The organism is Nonomuraea sp. KM88 (assembly GCF_052245635.1).
Taxonomy (GTDB): domain Bacteria; phylum Actinomycetota; class Actinomycetes; order Streptosporangiales; family Streptosporangiaceae; genus Nonomuraea.
The window spans coordinates 1,181,046-1,199,005 of sequence record NZ_JBQQCC010000001.1 but is presented as its reverse complement, the minus strand read 5'-3'; the positions used below and the strand labels follow the sequence as shown (position 1 = coordinate 1,199,005).

14 protein-coding genes and 1 pseudogene are annotated in these 17,960 nt (G+C 71.0%); 10 read left to right on the top strand and 5 right to left on the bottom strand.

The features are described from left to right. Positions 1 to 23: 23 nt before the first annotated feature. Together ACTWPV_RS05500 and ACTWPV_RS05495 are read right to left on the bottom strand one after the other, a co-directional pair. Complete coding sequence (locus tag ACTWPV_RS05500; protein ID WP_443150843.1) at positions 24 to 2,843, bottom strand: glycosyl hydrolase family 95 catalytic domain-containing protein; 2,820 nt, start codon at positions 2,841 to 2,843, stop codon at positions 24 to 26. A 138-nt stretch (positions 2,844 to 2,981) separates the two neighbouring features. Beyond that, a complete protein-coding gene (locus ACTWPV_RS05495) occupies positions 2,982 to 4,733 on the bottom strand; it encodes an RICIN domain-containing protein (protein ID WP_443150842.1) in 1,752 nt (583 codons plus the stop codon). Between the two features lie 919 nt (positions 4,734 to 5,652). On the opposite strand from ACTWPV_RS05495, the gene ACTWPV_RS05490 reads away from it, so the two are divergent. The 3 genes and pseudogenes from ACTWPV_RS05490 to ACTWPV_RS05480 all read left to right on the top strand — a co-directional run. Further along, positions 5,653 to 5,805 (top strand): cellulose binding domain-containing protein, encoded by a 153-nt coding sequence (locus ACTWPV_RS05490; protein WP_347642424.1) that lies wholly within the window; start codon positions 5,653 to 5,655, stop codon positions 5,803 to 5,805. A gap of 34 nt (positions 5,806 to 5,839) precedes the next feature. After that, positions 5,840 to 7,474, top strand: a complete 1,635-nt coding sequence (locus ACTWPV_RS05485) for a glycoside hydrolase family 27 protein (RefSeq protein WP_443150841.1) — start codon at positions 5,840 to 5,842, stop codon at positions 7,472 to 7,474. Beyond that, positions 7,378 to 8,028 (top strand): annotated as a pseudogene (locus ACTWPV_RS05480) (glycoside hydrolase family 95-like protein); the annotation flags it as partial. The gene ACTWPV_RS05485 and the pseudogene ACTWPV_RS05480, both read left to right, overlap by 97 nt. A gap of 39 nt (positions 8,029 to 8,067) precedes the next feature. Here ACTWPV_RS05480 and ACTWPV_RS05475 read toward each other — a convergent pair. Continuing rightward, complete coding sequence (locus ACTWPV_RS05475; protein WP_443150840.1) at positions 8,068 to 8,457, bottom strand: ArsR/SmtB family transcription factor; 390 nt, start codon at positions 8,455 to 8,457, stop codon at positions 8,068 to 8,070. Between the two features lie 57 nt (positions 8,458 to 8,514). On the opposite strand from ACTWPV_RS05475, the gene ACTWPV_RS05470 reads away from it, so the two are divergent. From ACTWPV_RS05470 to ACTWPV_RS05445, 6 genes are all read left to right on the top strand, one after another. Next, the gene (locus ACTWPV_RS05470) at positions 8,515 to 9,594 is read left to right on the top strand and encodes a flavin-containing monooxygenase (protein WP_347642421.1); all 1,080 of its coding nucleotides are present in this window, start codon (positions 8,515 to 8,517) and stop codon (positions 9,592 to 9,594) included. Between the two features lie 93 nt (positions 9,595 to 9,687). After that, positions 9,688 to 9,837, top strand: a complete 150-nt coding sequence (locus tag ACTWPV_RS05465; RefSeq protein ID WP_443150839.1) for a hypothetical protein — start codon at positions 9,688 to 9,690, stop codon at positions 9,835 to 9,837. A 26-nt stretch (positions 9,838 to 9,863) separates the two neighbouring features. Then, positions 9,864 to 11,282 carry an FAD-dependent oxidoreductase gene (locus ACTWPV_RS05460; protein WP_443150838.1) on the top strand — a complete coding sequence of 473 codons (1,419 nt, stop codon included), beginning with the start codon at positions 9,864 to 9,866 and terminating at the stop codon, positions 11,280 to 11,282. A gap of 88 nt (positions 11,283 to 11,370) precedes the next feature. Beyond that, a complete protein-coding gene (locus ACTWPV_RS05455) occupies positions 11,371 to 12,600 on the top strand; it encodes an MFS transporter (protein WP_443150837.1) in 1,230 nt (409 codons plus the stop codon). 32 nt (positions 12,601 to 12,632) lie between these two features. Beyond that, positions 12,633 to 13,016, top strand: a complete 384-nt coding sequence (locus tag ACTWPV_RS05450) for a metalloregulator ArsR/SmtB family transcription factor (protein WP_443150836.1) — start codon at positions 12,633 to 12,635, stop codon at positions 13,014 to 13,016. Further along, positions 13,013 to 14,080 (top strand): ArsO family NAD(P)H-dependent flavin-containing monooxygenase, encoded by a 1,068-nt coding sequence (locus tag ACTWPV_RS05445; RefSeq protein ID WP_443150835.1) that lies wholly within the window; start codon positions 13,013 to 13,015, stop codon positions 14,078 to 14,080. Before ACTWPV_RS05450 ends, ACTWPV_RS05445 begins: the two co-directional genes overlap by 4 nt. A gap of 52 nt (positions 14,081 to 14,132) precedes the next feature. Here the strand turns inward: ACTWPV_RS05445 and ACTWPV_RS05440 are convergent, their stop codons facing one another. Then, a complete protein-coding gene (locus ACTWPV_RS05440) occupies positions 14,133 to 15,599 on the bottom strand; it encodes a SulP family inorganic anion transporter (protein ID WP_443150896.1) in 1,467 nt (488 codons plus the stop codon). A 577-nt stretch (positions 15,600 to 16,176) separates the two neighbouring features. Here ACTWPV_RS05440 and ACTWPV_RS05435 point away from each other — a divergent pair. Continuing rightward, positions 16,177 to 16,593: a MerR family transcriptional regulator gene (locus ACTWPV_RS05435; protein ID WP_443150834.1), complete on the top strand. Its 417-nt coding sequence runs from the start codon at positions 16,177 to 16,179 to the stop codon at positions 16,591 to 16,593. Between the two features lie 87 nt (positions 16,594 to 16,680). Here ACTWPV_RS05435 and ACTWPV_RS05430 read toward each other — a convergent pair whose 3' ends face one another. After that, positions 16,681 to 17,889 (bottom strand): cytochrome P450, encoded by a 1,209-nt coding sequence (locus ACTWPV_RS05430; RefSeq protein WP_347642414.1) that lies wholly within the window; start codon positions 17,887 to 17,889, stop codon positions 16,681 to 16,683. Between the last annotated feature and the right edge of the window lie 71 nt (positions 17,890 to 17,960).

Genomic DNA, 17,960 nt, shown 5'->3' with positions numbered 1-17,960 from the left:
TCGCCGCCTGGCTTGCCGGGCCCTCACGTGCCCGTGACGGTCCACTGGTTGTTGGTGCTGCTGTTGGGCGTCCACATCGCCACGGTGGAGCCGACGGTGCTGTTGCCCATCCCGTCCAGAGCGGTCCCCGTGCCCCGGTTGATGATCTGATAGCGCCCGCTGCTCACCGCGTTGAGCCGCCACTGCTGGTTGTTGCCGCCGTTCCAGGCCGCCTGCCGCGCGCTCGCGCCGTTGGCGGTGTCGCCCCAGCTGTCGATGACCATGCCGTTGGTGCGGTTGACGATGCGGTACCAGCCGCCGCCCAGGTCCAGGAGCTGCCACTGCAGGTTGGGGCTGCCGTCATAATTCCACTGTTTGAGCACCGAGCCGGAGGCGACGTTGCCTCCGCTGTCCAGGACGAGGCCGGTGGAGACGTTGGCCAGGCGGACGTAGGCGGCGGGCGGGGCGGACGCCGTCACGCGGTAGGCGCGGCCGGCCTGGCCGGTCAGGGCGACGACGTCGGGCTCGGGTCTGGTGACGGTGACGGCGCCGCCGGTCGTGGTGTCGGTCACCTGGACGGTCCCGGCGTACGAGCGGCTGCGGACGTTGATCGTCGCGTCGCGGTCGAACGTGACGAGGGTCTCGGTGGCCGCGCCGGAACTCCAGGTCACGTCCACCGTGTAGCCGCCGCGTCCCCGCAGGCCTCGCACCGTGCCGGTCGGCCAGGCCGCCGGCAGGGCGGGCAGCACGTGCAGCTCGCCGGCGTGGCTCTGCAGCAGCATCTCGGCGATGCCGGACGTGGCGCCGAAGTTGCCGTCGATCTGGAACGGGGGATGCAGGTCGAACAGGTTCGGCGCGAGCCGGTCCGTCCGCACCAGGAGGCGGAGCAGCGCGTGCGCCCGGCTGCCCTCCTCCAGCCGCGCCCAGTAGTTGATCTTCCAGGCGAGCGACCAGCCGGTGCCGTCGTCGCCGCGCAGTTCGAGGGTGCGCCGGGCGGCGGTGTGCAGGGCCGGGGTGCCGCGTCTGGTGATCTGGTTGCTGGGGTGCAGGCCGTAGAGGTGGGAGACGTGCCGGTGGCTGGTCTCGGGCTCGATCCAGTCGTGGAGCCACTCCTGGACGTTGCCGCGCGAGCCGATCTTCATCGGCGGGAGCCGGTCCCGGGCGGTCAGGACCCGTGTCCGGAAGTCGGCATCGGTGCCCAGAGCCTGGGAGGCCCGGGCGCAGCCGTCGAACAGGTCACGCAGGATCTGGTTGTCCATCGTGGGGCCGGCGCAGACGCTGACGCCCGAGTGGTGGGCCAGCTCCGGGGAGTTCGACGGGTTCGTGACCAGGTAGCGCAGGCTCGGCTCCTCCACGAGGGTGTCGAGGAAGAACTGCGCGGCGCCCTTCATGGCCGGGTAGTGCCGCCGGAGGAAGTCGAGGTCGCCGGTGAAGGTGTAGTGGTCCCAGACGAGGGTCGCCAGCCACGCGCCGCCGGTCTGCCACATGCCCCAGAACGCGCCGTCCACGACCGATGTCCCCCGCCAGGCGTCGGTGTTGTGGTGGGTGACCCAGCCGCCGGCGTCGTACTGCACCCGGGCCGTGCGGGCGCCGCTGGCGGCGAGGTCGTTGATCATCTCGAACACCGGCTCGTAGCATTCCGCCAGGTTCGTGGTGTCGGCCGGCCAGTAGTTCATGGGCAGGTTGGCGTTGATGGTGTATTTCGAGTCCCACGCCGGCGTCAGCGAGTCGTTCCAGATGCCCTGCAGGTTGGCCGGCTGGGTGCCGGGCCGTGAGGAGGAGATCAGCAGGTAGCGGCCGTACTGGAACAGCAGCGCGGAGAACTGCGGGTCGTCGGTGTTCGCGTGCTGCGCGATGCGCACGTCGGTCGGCTGGTCGGCGGCCGCGGTGCGGCCGAGGTCGAGCGTCGTGCGCCCGAACAGCCGCTGGTAGTCGGCGACGTGCCGGTCGCGCAGGTCGTCGTACGCGCTGCCGGCCGCGGCGTCGAGATGGCGCCGGGCGATGCCCCGGTGGTCGCCGCCGACGTCGTCGTAGCTCACGTAACTGGAGCCGATGGAGATCAGCAGGGTCACGCTGTCGGCGTCGGACACCTGGAGCGTGCCGCCGGAGCTGGTGACGGTGCCGCCCTCGGCGACGGCCCTGGCCAGTGCCAGGAAGCGGACGGAGCCGGTCACTCCCTCGAAGTCGCCCGAGACGCCGTCGAGCGCGACCGTCGCCGCGTCGGGGCTGGAGCGGGTCGTCCGCTGAGGGCTGCCGAACGTCGCGGAGAACGTGATCGAGCCCGGCCGGTCGGCGGTCAGGCGGACGGCGATCACCTGGTCCGGCGCGCTCGCCAGCGCCTCGCGCCGGTGGCGCACGCCGTTCTGCAGGTAGGACACGGACGTGATGGCCGTGGTGAGGTCCAGGTGCCGGGTGTACTCCGAGACGCCGGCGGTGCCGCCGAAGGCGAGCCGCAGGTCGCCGACGGTCTGGTAGGCCAGCTGGCCCGCGGGCCTGCCGAGCATGTTCTCGTCGATCAGGGTCTGGGCCTGGTTCCACTGATTCTGGAAGACCAGTTGCCGGATCTGCCCCAGCGCCGCCGCCCCCCGGGGGTTGCTCTGGTCGTAGGGCCCGCCGGCCCAGACGGTGTCCTCGTTGAGCTGCAGGCGCTCGGTGCCGGCGTTGCCGAACACCATGGCGCCCAGGCGGCCGTTGCCGATCGGCAGCGCGCGCAGCCAGTCCGTGCCTGCCTCCTCGTCGTACCATAGCGCCAGGTCGTTCGCGGCGCGCACCTCCGCGGGGGGCGCCGAGGCGGCTCGGGCGGCGGCCGTCCAGGACAGCGGCAACATCGCGGCTCCGGCGCCGGCCGCGCCGAATCTCAGCACTTGTCTTCGCGATAGATCAGACATCTCGCTTCTCGTTCCATGAGGGGTTGCGCTCGGCTCAGTCCTTCGGCACCAGCCCGCCGGACACTCCTGGAGGCCGGGTGGTCCGTGTGCCGTCACGGGTGGCGGGAGGGCCTGTCAGCCGACCCGCACGAGTTGCCATTGCTGGTTGGCGCCGTTCCAGTCGTCGTACTGGACGATGCTGGCGCCGTCGGCGGTGGAGGCGTTCTGGACCTCCAGGGCCTTGCCGCTGTGCCTGCTGATGAGGCGGAGGTAGCCGCCGCTGTCCGCGGTCCGCCACTGCTGGTTGGCGCCGTTGTGGTCGGCCCACTGGACGATGGCGCCGCCGTTGGCGGTGGAGAAGTCGTAGACGTCCAGGACCTTGCCTGAGTGGCGGGACTTGACGCGGTAGTAGCCGCCGCCGGAGTCGACGAACTGCCACTGCTGCTGGTTGCCGTTGTTACGCGACCACTGGGTGATGCGCCCGCCGTCGGCGGTGGACAGGTTGTAGACGTCGAGGGCCTTGCCGCTGTTGCGGTTGACCAGCACGTACCAGGCGCTGGTGTCGATGCCGCCGGGGGTCTGGGTCACGCCGGTCACGAAGGTCGTCACGCTGCGAGCGGGCAGCGTGGCGGTGAAGGAGCCGTTCGACACGCCGGTCGCGCCCTGGGAGGCGAGGTTCCTGCTCGCGTCGGTCAGCCAGGACGAGACGCTGGACGCGGAGCTGTTCGCCAGGCTGAACTGCTGGCTCGTCGCGGAGGTGCCCTTGTTGACGGCGACGATGACGACCGTGGAGTCACCGCCCGCGTACGCCGAGACGTAGACGTTCGACGCCGGGTTCGCCGTCGCCTCGATCCGCGCGTACCCCGGCCGGACGAACCTGGCGAAGTGCGCCATGCAGGCGCCGCGCTTGCTGATCTGGCCGTCCTCCCGCATGGGACCGTAGCTACGCCGGATGTACCACCAGATGTACGCCTGGAACTCGGCGTCCACCATGGCGTGGTGGATGTGCTCCCCCACGTCGAGCGCCTGCGGCCACAGGTCCGCCGAATCGGAGCTGTTGGGGTGGTAGACCTCGGTCATCCAGAGCTCCTTGCCCGCGCCCCTCTGCTGGAAGAGGGGGTAGGGGAAGTTCGCGTACGGCGTGCCGTAGAGGTGGGCCCCGATGATGTCCACGTTGGCGAGCGCCGCGGAGTCGTTGAGGATCGGATCGGAGATGTTCTTCAGGTACTGGAAGGACTCGGGCGCGATGACCCTGGTGCTGATCGAGCCGGCGTTCTCGCGTAAGAACCGCACCATTTCGGTGGGGGTCCACCACGTCCAGTCGTGCGCGTAGTCGGGCTCGTTCTGCACGGATATGCCGTACAGGTTCACGCCGTTGTTCCGCATGTGGGCGGCGAAGTCGTTCAGGTGCTGGGCATAGGCGCCGTACATGTCGTGCCTGAGGCGTCTGGCGTCCGTCTGGCTGCCGCGGACGAAGGTCTCGACCATGGAGGCGGGGGGATTCCAGGGCGACGCGATGACCGTCGCCCCTAGCTCGACCGCGCGCCTGGCCGTCGCCAGGTCACGGCTCCAGTCCGCCTGGTTCTCGGGGACGGGGATCCTCAGCACGCTGAACCCCAGCCGGCCGTCGCCTGTGCCGAACGCCGTCTCGCGCTGGGCGGCCGTCAGGTCGCCGATCCACGCCGCGTGAGCCATGCCGCCGAAGCCCCGGATCGTCTGCCGCCGCGCCGTCGGATCGATGACCGCCGTGGCGGCCGCGGCCGGCGCGGCGGTCGCGGCCGATGTCAAGGCCGTGAGGACCGGCAGGGCCCCCATCGTGGCCAGCACGCTTCTCCGGCTCGGCCACATCCGCTCCCTGCTCGCGGGCTCTTTCCGGACATGCGTCATGTCTCCTCCTCTGGCTTGTCGGCGCTGATCCGCGCCCCCTTGGCGCCCGTCGGTTCGGGTGATCGCGGGCGACACCGGTATCGGGAGCGCTCCCATCCGGAATGGCCCGCGCCGGTTCCCAGACGGGGGATGCTGTCGAACGATGTCTCGGCCGGGCCCGCAGAACGCGAACAACAGGTCCGGCACCGGGCGTCGCGGACGAGCGACTGTCTCCCTGGCACCGTTGTTCGCGCCAACGCTTTCTGGAGGGAAGGTAAAGGCCCCTGACGCGGCTCGTCAACCGTTCGCCTGACAGAAACTTAATGAAGATCATCCACCCTTTCTGTCCCGCGCGCTGTTGAACGCCACCGCGCCACTCCTGACGTCGCGATAGGACGCGCACCGACGGATTCGCCGAAGCCCTCGCGCCGGCGACGGCACCACGCTGCGGTATCGGCCCGGCGGAAGAGCCGCGGGCCTTTTGCTCGGCGACCGCGGTGACACGCCTGCTGGACCGCTGGGCAGGGCCGGTGCCCCGGCGTGGGCGGCAGCAACGTAACTCCAGATCCGCCACAAGCTATAGGGCGCCGACGAGTGAAACTTTCACCTGCACGGTCGGTGCGACGCGTTCTCCGTGGAGACGAAACTCCAGGCGAGAGGCATTCCGGCGGCAGCGTCTGGGATCGGCAGGGGTTCACCCTCGTTGACGACCAGCCGGCCGGTCGGATGTACTCCGCGGCAACACGTCACCAGAAGATGCCCATGCGTCCCTGCAGGACAGAATGTTAGCGTTAACATTTCCCCTTGCGCCCCCTGATCCGTGGAAAGGAATTCCGTGCCCCTGAGCGCAGAGCCCGCCCGAGCCCGCCGAGGGCACCCTGACCCCTCGGAACCTGCACGGCGACCATCCGCGTCACCAGCACCTGGCAGGGCGGGTTCCATGACGGTCCGCAACGAGTCGTGGAACGGCTCGCTCGCGGCCGGCACGAGCACCACCTTCGGCTTCACCGCCACCGGCAGCGCGGCGACTCCCCGCACTCACCTGCGCCTGACCGGCGGGCTCAGGGGACGGATCCACAGCCCTGTCCCCTGAGCCGGCATTTCCGACCCGTTGAGGAGAGACATCGATGAGCAGGAAACGACTCGCCTTCAGCGTCACCGTGCTGCTGGCCCTGACGACGGGCGCCGCGGCGGCCGGCTCGGCTCTTCCGGCACAGGCGCTGGACAACGGCGTGGGCCGCACCCCGCCGATGGGCTGGAACACCTGGAACACCTTCGGCTGCAACATCAACGAAACGCTGATCAAACAGACGGCCGACGCGCTCGTCAGCTCCGGCATGCGCGACCTGGGATACGAGTACGTCGTGGTCGACGACTGCTGGTTCGACCCCAACCGCGATTCGGCCGGGAACCTCCAGGCCAACCTGTCGCGGTTCCCCAGCGGCATGAAAGCGCTCGGCGACCACCTGCACGCCAGAGGCCTGAAGTTCGGCCTCTACCAGGCGCCGCTGGACAAGACCTGCGCCCAGTACTTCGGCGCCTACCCGGGCGCGACCGGCAGCCTCGGGCACGAGGTCCAGGACGCCCGGCAGTTCGCCGCCTGGGGCGTCGACTACCTCAAGTACGACTGGTGCTCCCCCACCGGCACCATCGACGACCAGGTGCGCACCTTCGCCAAGATGCGCGACGCGCTGGCCGCCACCGGCCGGCCGATCCTCTACAGCATCAATTCCAACAGCATCCACGACAAGACCGGCCCACAGCGGAACTGGGGCGACGTCGCCAACATCTGGCGCACGACCGAGGACATCACCAACGCCTGGAACACCGGTCAGACCAACGGCTACCCGATGGGCATCCAGAACATCGTCAACGTCAACGTCCCCCTCGCGGGCAACGCCCGGCCCGGGCAGTTCAACGACCCCGACATGATGGTCGTCGGCCGGGGCGGCATGAACGACACCGAGATGCGCAGCCACTTCGCCCTCTGGGCCGTCATGGCCGCCCCGCTGATCGCCGGGAACGACGTCCGGAACATGGACGACGCGACCGCGACGATCATGAAGAACCAGAATCTGATCGCCATCAACCAGGACCCGCTCGGCCTCCAGGCCACCCAGGTCACCAACGACGGAACCCGCCGCATCCTGGCCAAGCGGCTGAGCGACGGCGACGTCGCGGTCGCGCTGTTCAACCAGGGCGGCAGCACCACCACGATCAGCACCACCGCCTCCGCCATCGGCCTGACCGGCGGCCCGTTCACACTCCGCGACGCCTGGACGAACGCCGTCACCACGACAACAGGGAGCATCTCGGCGAGCGTCCCCGCGCACGGCACCGTCGTGTACCGGGTCAGCGGCGGCACCGCCACCCCGCCCGCCACCCGCGTCCAGGGGGTCGGCTCCGGCAGGTGCCTCGACGTGAACGGCGCCTCCCAGGCCAACGGCACCCAGGTGGTGATCTGGGACTGCCACCAGCAGAACAACCAGCAGTGGACCTCCACCACCGCCGGCGAGCTGCGCGTCTACGGCAACAAGTGCCTGGACGTCAACAACGCCGCCACCGCTGACGGCACCAGCGTCATCATCTGGGACTGCAACGGCCAGAGCAACCAGCAATGGCGCTTCAACACCGACGGAAGCATCACCGCCGTCGGGGCGGGCAAATGCCTGGACGTGGCGGGCAACGCCACGGCCAACGGCACCAGGCTGCAGATCTGGACCTGCACCGGCGCGTCCAACCAGCGATGGACCCGCACGTAGGGACTGCCGCTCGGCGACACCGACACTGCGTTCACCGTCACGCTGTCGCCTCCCTCGGACGGCGGATCCCATCCGGGGCAGGCCATGGAGCCGGTCCTGACCGGCCGCGAAGGCACACCGGCACACCGATGTCCGGACGCACCCGGCCCGTCGGACGTTCCCGCCGTGACCACCGCGACCGCGAACGATCCGGTGGGAGCGGGCCGCCACACCAGCTGCCGGGCCGCGGGTTCGTAGGCTCCTCCCGGCACGACCGCCTGCCTGGAAGATCAACTACTGGGCCAGGCTGGAGGAGGGCGGGCGAGCTCACGACATGGTCAGCGCCCTCGTCACGCCGGCCCGGCTCGCGCCCAACAGGTTCGACCTGCACCGCCCCGTTCCAGATCGACGGCAACTTCGGCGCGACCTCCGGCATCGCCGAGATGTTGCTGCACAGCCACACCGGTGAACTGCACCTGCTGCCGGCCCTGCCGGAGACCTGGCCGAACGGCAGGGTGCCGGGCCTTCGCGGCCGTGGCGGCCACACCGTCGGGGCGGCGTGGAGCGAGGGGCAGGCCGACGAGTTCTGGCGACCGTCCCCCAGCTGGGCCTGGTCAGCAGCAGTAGCGCAGGTATTCCTGCAGGTCGGCAAGCGCTTGGACGACGCGCTGTTTGTCCGCGCGATAGAGCACGACCTTCCCTTGCTTGCGCGAGGTCAGGATGCCGCCGCGTTTGAGCTCGGCGAGTTGCTCGGAGGCGCGGGGCTGGCCGATGTGAGCCAGCTCGGCGACCTGGTTGACCGACAGTTCGGCGCCGCGGGCGAACAGCAGCATGATGCGCTGGCGGGCTGGGTTGGCCAGGGCCTTGAGGAAGGCATGCACGGCCGGGCTGATCTCGGCGGTCGCCTCCGGCTGCGGGGCGGCCGGGCAGCACTGAGCGCTGTCCGGCGCGGCTTCGGCGCCGGGTGCCGTCTGCTGGGCCATCACCACCTCCTGCCGAGTCATTCCACCACCATATCTATGCTTTGACATATCTAAAAACAGAGATATATCGTCCCGGTCATGCACAGATCCCCTGACCCGGTCGCCATCGTGGGCGGCGGCCAGTCCGGCCTGGCCGCCGCCCACGCCGTCCGCGACGCCGGCCTCACCCCGCTTGTCCTGGAGGCCGGCGACCGGCCGGCCGGCTCCTGGCCCGGCTACTACAACAGCCTCACCCTGTTCTCGCCCGCCCGCTTCAGCGCCATGCCCGGCCTGGACTTCCCCGGCGATCCCGACCGCTACCCCCGCCGCGACGAGGTCGCCGACCACCTGCAGAGATATGCCGCCGGCCTGGACGTGGAGATCCGCACCGGCACGCGGGTGCAGGCGGTGGAGCGAGACGGCCGGGCGTTCGTCGTGCGCACCGCCGACGGCCAGGAGGTGAGGGCCGGCGGCGTGGTGGCCGCCAGCGGCTCCTTCTCCCGGCCCGTTCGTCCCGCCTGGCCGGGCCAGGACGGCTTCACCGGCCAGGTGCTGCACGTGGCCGACTACCGCGACCCGAGAGACCTGGCCGGGCTGCGCGTCGTGGTGGTGGGCGGCGGCAACTCCGCCGTCCAGGTGGCCTACGAGCTGGGCGAGGTCGCGCGGGTGAGCATCGCCTCGCGCCGGCCGCTGGCCTTCCTGCCCCAGCGGCGCGACGGCCACGACGTGCACCACTGGCTGACCAGCAGCGGATTCGACGACCTGCCGCCCGAATGGCTGATCCACAGCGTGCGGCAGACGCTGGTGATGGACACCGGCGACTACCGCGCCGCGCTCGAGTCCGGCCGGCTGGAGCGGCGGGAGATGTTCACGGGCTTCGACGGCGACGCCGTCGTCTGGCAGGGCGGCGAGCGCGAACCGGTGGACGTCGTCCTGCTGGCCACCGGCTATCTGCCGAGCCTGGACTACCTGCGCCCGCTCGGCGCCCTCACCCCCGAAGGCCTGCCCGTGCACCAGGGCGGCGTCTCCACGGTGCTGCCCGGGCTGGTCTATCTGGGGCTGGAGTTCCAGCGCTCGTTCGCCTCCAACACGCTGCGCGGCGTCAGCCGGGACGCCGCCTACGTCGTCGGCCCGCTGGCCGCTCACGTGCGGGACGCCCCCGCGCAGGCCGGCCTCTGACCATCTGCTTCGACGCGCGGCTAATTTGACAATCCTCTAATCAGCGGAGCATGATGGCCACTGGTTAGATGAACTTCTATTCAGGAGGTGGCGATGCGCGCTCTGTTCACCCTCCCGCGCCGGAGCGCCTCGCCCACCTCGGACGTCATCTTCGACGCCAGGGCCGCTCAGGCGTGCGACACCACCCGCCGCGCCGGTGCCGCCGGCGAGCGCGCCCGTACCTACAGCCTGTCGTACCGTTAACCCCGCCCCCTGCATGGAGAGCAGTCATGAGCAACAGTTGCTGTGGCACCACCACCATCGAGATCGAGCAGTTCACCACCCCTCAGCAGACCGGCGCGCTGCCGGTCGTCGTGATCGGCGCCGGTCCGGTCGGCCTGGCCGCCGCCGCCCATCTGGCCGAGCGCGGCATCGACTTCCTGATCCTGGAGGCGGGCGACCAGGTCGCCGCCTCGGTCGCGCAGTGGGGACATGTGCGCGTGTTCAGCCCGTGGAAGTACAACATCGACGCCGCCGCCCGCCGCCTGCTGGAGGACGGCGGCTGGATCGCTCCGGACGGCGAGTGGCTCCCCACCGGCGCCGAGCTCATCGATGACTACCTCGCCCCCTTGGCCGAGCTGTTCGGCGACAGGGTGCGCCTCGGCGTGAAGGTCACCGCGATCAGCCGCCTCGGTTACGACCGCGTGCGCACGGCAGGTCGCGAGGAGGTGCCGTTCCTGATCCGCCTGGAGAGCGGCGAAGAGCTGCGGGCGCGGGCGATCGTCGACGCGTCCGGCACCTACACCAGTCCGAACGTGCTCGGGGCGAGCGGCCTGCCCGCGCATGGCGAGGGTGCGGTGTTCGTCGACCACGCCCTGCCCGACGTGCTCGGCGCGGACCGTGACCGCTACGAGGGCAGGCACACGCTGGTGGTCGGGGCGGGGCACTCGGCCGCCACCACCCTGCTGGCCCTGGCCGAGCTGCCGGACACGCCGATCACCTGGGCGATCCGCGGCGGCAGCGCGAGCCGCACGTATGGCGGCGGCGACGCCGACGCGCTCCCGGCCCGCGGGGCACTGGGCACGCGGCTGCGTGCTCACGTCGAATCCGGCCGCATCACCCTGCTGACCGGTTTCTTCACCCATCGCGTGAACGCCACGGCGGAAGGCGTCGAGGTGGTCAGCCGCGACCCGTCCGGGCACGAGCAGAGCGTGACGGCGGATCGCATCATCAGCGCGACCGGCTACCGCCCCGACCACTCCATCGCCTCCGAACTGCGTCTCGACCTCGACCCGGTCCTCGGCTCCACCCGGCGGCTGGCACCGCTGATCGACCCCAACCAGCACTCCTGCGGCACCGTCCCGCCGCACGGCGCGGACGCGCTCGCGCACCCGGAGCTCGGCTACTACGCGGTCGGCGTCAAGAGCTACGGCCGCGCCCCCACGTTCCTCATGGCCACCGGGTACGAGCAGGTCCGCTCCGTGGTCGCCGCCCTGGCCGGCGACTGGGAGGCCGCCCGCGACGTCCAGCTCGACCTGCCGGAGACCGGCGTGTGCTCCTCCAACCTCGCCGAAGCCCAGGAGCAGCGCGTCGGCCTGGCCACCGGCATCAGCGGCGGGCTGCTGTCCGCCCCGCTCCCGCTCGCCACGGTGGGCGCCACCGCCCCGGCGGAGTCCGGCGGCGGCTGCTGCGGCTGGAGGGAACGCTGAGCATGTCCGACGGATACCCCACCGGCAACGGCGCGTGGGCGGCGACCGCCGGCGAGCGGGGGTCCATGTCCTGCTCCAGCGAGCGCGCGTGAGCGCCACAGCCGGCAGCGCCGTCCCCGCCGTCGAGGGCGGCGCTCCGTCGCGCGGCAGGTCGGTGGTGGCCGCGCTGGCCGTCACCCAGACCATCGGCTACGGCGTGCTCTACTACGCCTTCTCCGTCTTCCTCGCCCCGATGGCCCGCGACCTGCGCGCCACCAGCGCCCAGGTCGCCGCCGCCCTCACCCTGTCCGTCCTGATCGCGGCCCTGTGCGCGCCGCTGGTCGGCCGGTGGCTGGACGCCCGGGGCGGGCGCGCCCTGATGACCGCCGGGTCGTTGCTGGGCACCGGAGCGGTGCTGGCCTGGTCCAGGGTCGAGAGCCTGCCGCAGCTGTACGCGGCGTTCGCCGCCATCGGCGTCGCCTGCTCCATGGTGTTGTACGAGGCCGCCTTCGCCGTCATCGTCTCGATCTTCGCCGGCGACGAGCGCGGCCGGGCGAACGGGCTGCTGGCGCTGACCGTCGTCGCCGGGTTCGCCTCCTCGATCTTCCTGCCGCTCACCGGCCTGCTCGTCGACCGCCATGGCTGGCGTACCGCGCTGGTCCTCCTCGCCCTGATCTACGGCGTGGCGGCGATCCCGCTGCACGCGTTCGTCGTGCGCCGTCGCACCGTGACCGGCAGGGCGGAGGCGTCCGCCGCGGCCGAGGAGCGGGCGGGGATCGTCGAAGAGGCCACCCGTGGCAGGCCGTTCTGGCTGCTGGTGATCGCCTTCACCGCCAGCGGCGGCGCAGTCGCCGTCATGGCCGTGCTGCTCATCACCTATCTCATCCACCTCGGGCACTCGCCCGTCCTGGCCGCCGCCCTGGCCGGGCTGCTGGGCGTGCTGTCGGTGACCGGCCGGGTGATCATCACAGGCCTGCGGACCCGCCTGCCCGCCGCCCTCATCGCCGCCGTGATCTTCGCCCTGCAGGGGGTCGCCGCGATGCTCCTGCCGCTGATCGGGCACACCGTGACGGGCGCGATCGGTGCGGTGCTGCTGTTCGGGCTCGGCTTCGGCATCGCCTCCGTCACCCTGCCGCACCTGCTGGTCGAACGCTACGGCACCGCCGCCTACGCCTCCCTGGCCGGCCGGATCGCCGTCTTCTCCGTCTCGGACAAGGCCCTGGCTCCCCTCGGCGCGGTCGCGCTCGCCCAGGCCGCCGGGTACGGGTGGGTGATGGGCGCGGTGTCCGCGGCGTGCGCGATGGCGGCGTTCGCGCTGCTCGCCTACCACCGCCTATAATTTAGACCGACATCGAATTAAGGAGTCGCGTCATGGCCGCCCCCGTAACCATCCAGTGCTGCGCGCCCATCGCCCGCGAGCCGCTCTCCGAGAACGACGCCGCCGAGCTGGCCGCGCTGCTCAAGGCGGTCGCCGATCCGGTGCGGCTGCGCCTGCTGTCGATGATCGGCTCGCACGCCGGCGGCGAGGCATGCGTCTGCGACCTGACCGACGCCTTCGACCTGACCGCCCCCACGATCTCCCACCACCTCAAGGTCCTGCGCACCGCCGGGCTGATCGACGGCCAACGCCGCGGCACCTGGGTCTACTACCGCATCATCCCTGAGGTGGTGAACAAGCTTGGAGCGCTGTTCGCCCCGCTCGCCGCGACGGCTTCGGCCTGCGGTTCGGTGGACGTGGAACCCCTCACCGTATGAGTGCGGCACCGCGGCCGGCCGATGTCGTGATCATAGGGGCCGGGCAGGCAGGGCTGGCTGCCGGCTACCACCTGCGGCGAGCAGGCGCCGACTTCGTCATCCTGGACGCCCAGCAGGTCCCAGGCGGCGCCTGGCAGCACGCCTGGCCGTCACTGCGGCTTTTCTCGCCCGCGCAGTACAGCTCTCTGCCCGGCCGCATGATGCCGATCCCGGCCGGCGGAGGCTATCCGGACGCCGCCCATGTCGTCGCCTACCTCACCGACTACGAGCAGCGCTACCGGCTGCCGATCATCCGCCCCGCCACGGTGCGGACCGTGCGACGCGCCGGCGCGCGGCTCGCCGTCGAGAGCTCAGCCGGCACCTGGCACGCCCGCATCGTCGTCAGCGCCACGGGCACCTGGTGGCGCCCCTTCGTGCCGCACTACCCCGGCATGCGCGACTTCCGCGGAGAGCAGGTGCACACGGCCGGCTACCGCGGCCCCGAGCCTTTCCACGGCCGCAGGGTACTGGTCGTCGGCGGCGGCAACTCCGCCGCGCAGATCCTCGCCGAGCTCTCCCAGGTCGCCCAGACCACCTGGGCGACGCTGCGCCCGCCCCGGCTGCTGCCCGACGAGGTCGACGGCCGCGCCCTGTTCGACCTGGCCACCCGCCGCCACCGGGCCACCTTGGCCGGGCAGCACCCCGTAGGCGCCGGCGGCATCGCAGACCTGGGCGACATCGTCGCCGTCGCGCCTGTTCGGGAAGCTCGCGACCGCGGTGCGCTCAAGGCCGAGCCGATGTTCTCGCGCATCACCACCACCGGGGTGGCGTGGGCCGACGGCAGCGCCGCGGCCTTCGACGCGATCCTGTGGTGCACGGGCTTTCGGCCCGCCCTCGCCCACCTGGCCCCGCTGCGGCTGCGCGGCCCCAGCGGCCTGATCGGCACCGACGGCACCCGAGCCCTGGCCGAACCGCGCCTGCACCTGCTCGGCTACGGCGACTGGACCGGTCCCGCCTCGGCCACCCTCATCGGCGCCGGCCGCACCGCCCGGCAGCTGGCCGGCGAGATCACCGCCCAGTTGTAGGGCACGACGCGGCTCCGTGGCAGGACGGGCCGGTGCGGGAGCGGCGTGGGCGTCAGTGGCTGCCGGACAGTTCGCCGGACAAGGTGGCGTGCATCTTGGCGCTGGCCTGGTTCAGCCCGATGATCCGCACGGTCTTGCCGCGGGCGGCGTACTTGGACTCGACGGCGTCCAGGGCGGCCACGGAGGAGGCATCCCAGATGTGGGCGTCGGTCAGGTCGATGACCACGTCGTCGGGGTCTTCCGCGTAGTCGAACTGGGAGACCAGGTCGTTGCTGGAGGCGAAGAACAGCTCACCGGTGACGGCGTAGACGACCTGGCCGCCGTCCGGATCGATGACGGCGGAGACCTGGGCCAGGTGGGCGACGCGGCGGGCGAAGATGATCAGGCCTGTCAGGGAGCCGACGACCACGCCGATGGCCAGGTTGTGCGTGGCGACCACGACGGCGACCGTGATCACCATGACGGTGATCTCGCCGGCGGGCAGCCGCCTGAGCGTGGCGGGGGCGACGGAGTGCCAGTCGAACGTGCCGAACGAGACCAGGATCATGACGGCGACCAGGGCGGCCATCGGGATCTGCGACACCCAGGGGCCGAAGACGATGCACAGCACCATGAGCATGACGCCGGCGGTGAAGGTGGACAGCCGGGTGCGGGCGCCGTTCTTCACGTTGATCATGGTCTGGCCGATCATGGCGCAGCCGCCCATGCCGCCGAAGAAGCCGGTGACGATGTTGGCGATGCCCTGGCCGATGGACTCGCGGGTCTTGGAGGAGCGGGTGTCGGTGATGTCGTCGACCAGTTTGGCGGTCATCAGCGACTCCATCAGCCCGACCAGGGCGAAAGCCAGCGCGTACGGGGCGAGGAGGGTCAGGGTGTCCAGGGTGAAGGGCACGTCGGGCAGGCCGGGCACGGGCAGCGCGGACGGCAGCGCACCGCGGTCGCCCACGGTCGGCACGGCCAGCGCGGCACCGACGGTGATGGCGGTCAGCGCGGCGATGGACACCAGCGGAGCCGGGACCGCCCTGGTCAGCCGGGGGAAGAACACCATCAGCGCCAGCCCGGCGGCCACCAGCGGATACACCGTCCACGGCACGTCGACCAGTTCGGGCACCTGCGCCATGAAGATCAGGATCGCCAGGGCGTTGACGAAGCCGACCATGACGCTGCGCGGCACGAACCGCATCAGCTTGGCCACGCCGAGCGCGCCGAGCGCGACCTGGACGAGGCCGCCGAGGATGACGGTGGCGATCAGGTGGCCGAGGCCGTATTCGCGCGCCAGCGGCGCGACGACCAGCGCGATCGCGCCGGTGGCGGCCGAGATCATGGCGGGGCGGCCGCCGGCGACGGCGATGACGACCGCCATGGTGAAGGAGGCGAACAGGCCGACGCTGGGGTCCACCCCGGCGATGATGGAGAACGAGATCGCCTCGGGGATGAGGGCGAGCGCGACGACCAGGCCGGACAGGATCTCGGTACGGGCCACCGAGGGTGTCAGCCAGGCCGGGCGGCCGGGCGGCAGGCGGCCGGCCGGGGAAGCAGACGGGCGGGCGGGCACAGGGGAACTGGGCAACAGACGTCCTTCAACATGGATCGGCCCCGCACGGGCCGGCGGGCGACACGCCACCAGGCACGGTGGCAGCGGGTGAGGGAGCGGCCGGGCAGAGGGCCGCCTGCCTTCGATTCGGGGCACGCTCGCGGTGCGTGCCCCGAATCAGAGGCGGGCGGCAGGCCGGGGGATGCGGGCGGTGCTATCGCAGGCGGGTCACGGCGGGAAGCAGGCGGTAGCGATCAAGGACATGCGCGCGTCGATGTTCCTTACCGTGTGAGGAAGGGGTGCTCGGATGGCGCCGATGCAGGTCGTCGGGCCGGCGATGTGCCAGAGTGAAGGGCTGCCCGGTCTGCGCCGAGACATCCGACTTGGCTCGCCCATGGACGACTCTACCCTAACGTTAGGGTAGAGATTCGGCGGGGAGCGGGCGTGGCTACCCGTACCGCCCTACCAGCTGAGCAGTGAGGTCGTGCAGAAGATGGACGGACCGGCGCTTTCCGCCACCGGAGGCGAAGTCCCGGCTTCGCCGGACGGTGGCCGAGATCACATGCACATCGGGCAGGTGGCGGCGCGAACCGGGCTGTCACTGCGGACCATCCGGCACTACGACGAGGTGGGGCTCGTGCGGCCCTCGGCGCGCAGCCAGGGCGGCTTCCGCCTCTACACCGAGGCCGACGTCGCCCGGCTGATGGTGATCCGCCGGATGAAACCGCTCGGCTTCACCCTGGAGGAGATGGGCGAGCTGCTGTCCATCACCGACCGGCTCGACATCAGTGGCGCGACGGCCCCGGAGGCGGCCGAGCGCGAGCAGATGCTGGCCCGGCTCGGCCACTTCGAGCAGGCCACCCGCGAGCGCTGTGAAGCCTTGCGCGCACAGCTGAGCAAGGCCGAGGAGTTCGCCGCCGACCTGCGGCGCCGCGCCGGCCAGCTGACCGGCGGCCGGGCTGACCAGGGGCCGGGCTGACCTGACCGGTGGCCTCGAGGACGGCGGCAGGACGTCATCGGGCAGATCGTGCGGTCCGGCTGACGACACCGCGGCGCCCGGCAGGTGTCACCAGGTCACGGGCAAGGAGGTCACGCCTCCCGTCAGCGTCGGGCGCACTTCGAGGTCGTCGAGTTCCGCGGCCAGGCGCAACTCCGGGAGCCGTCGGGCCAGGGTCGCGAACACGATCCGCAGTTCGATGCGTGCCAGGCTGGCACCGATGCAGAAATGCGCGCCGTGCCCGAAACCCAGGTGTCCCTGCTCACGGCCGGGGGCGAACCGCTCGGCCTCGGCGTAGACCTCGGGATCGCGGTTCGCGGCGTTGATCGACAAGATCACCGCGTCTCCACGGCGGATGGTGACCCCGGCGGCCTCCACGTCGGTGCGAGCGTAGCGGAGCAGTCCGAGATCGCCTGGAGCTCCCAGCCGCATGATCTCTTCGACACAGGCGTCGGTGCGCCCGGCAGGATCGGCGACCAGGCTCTTCCACGCGTCGGGACGGGTCAGCAGGAACAACGTCCCGAGGCCGATGCGGTTGACCGTGGTTTCATGGCCGGCGAACAGCAGCCCGACACACAGCCTGACCATGTCCGCGTAGGTGAACCCCGCATCCTCGCTCTGCGCCGCGACCAGGTCGGAGATCACGTCTTCCCCCGGCTGCGCCCGCTTGGCTTCCGCCAGGCCGGTCATGTAGCCGGAGAACTCCCTGCGTGCCGCCTGCGCATCTTGCTGGTCTGTCACCCCTGCCATCCGCTCGGACAACGAGCGGAACCGTTCCCCGTCGTTCTCCGGCACGCCGAGCAGGCGGCAGATCACCGCCACCGGCAGCGGGAGCGCCACGCCGGCATGCAGGTCGACCACCCCGTCCGGTGCCGCGTCGTGCGCCCGGACGAGGTCGTCGACGTAGCCGTCAACCAGGTGCTGAACGTGTCCGGAGAGCATCCGCATCCGCTTGGCCGAGAACGCCGGCGTCAGCAACCGCCGCATCCGCGTGTGGTCGGCTTCCTCCGTCTCGTAGGAGCCTGTGGGCCCGTCCTGTATGGCCGCGGTGCTGATGCGCGCGGCCTTGTCCGGCTCCGGGTGTGACCTGCCCAGGCGCTTGTCGCTCAGCAGTTGCCGGACCTCGCTGTATCGCGTCACCAGCCAGGCGGGATCGCCGGCCGGGGTGGTGACCGGGGTGATGGGCGCCTCCCGGCGTAGCACCTCGTACAGCGGGGAAAGATCGAGGACGTTCGGGCGGGGGAACGGCAGGTGCGGTCGTTCAGAGGTCACGGTCATGGTTCTCTCCTAAGCCGACGGAAGCCGTTACGGACCCTAACACGTTTATGGCACTAACTGCCAATAACCTC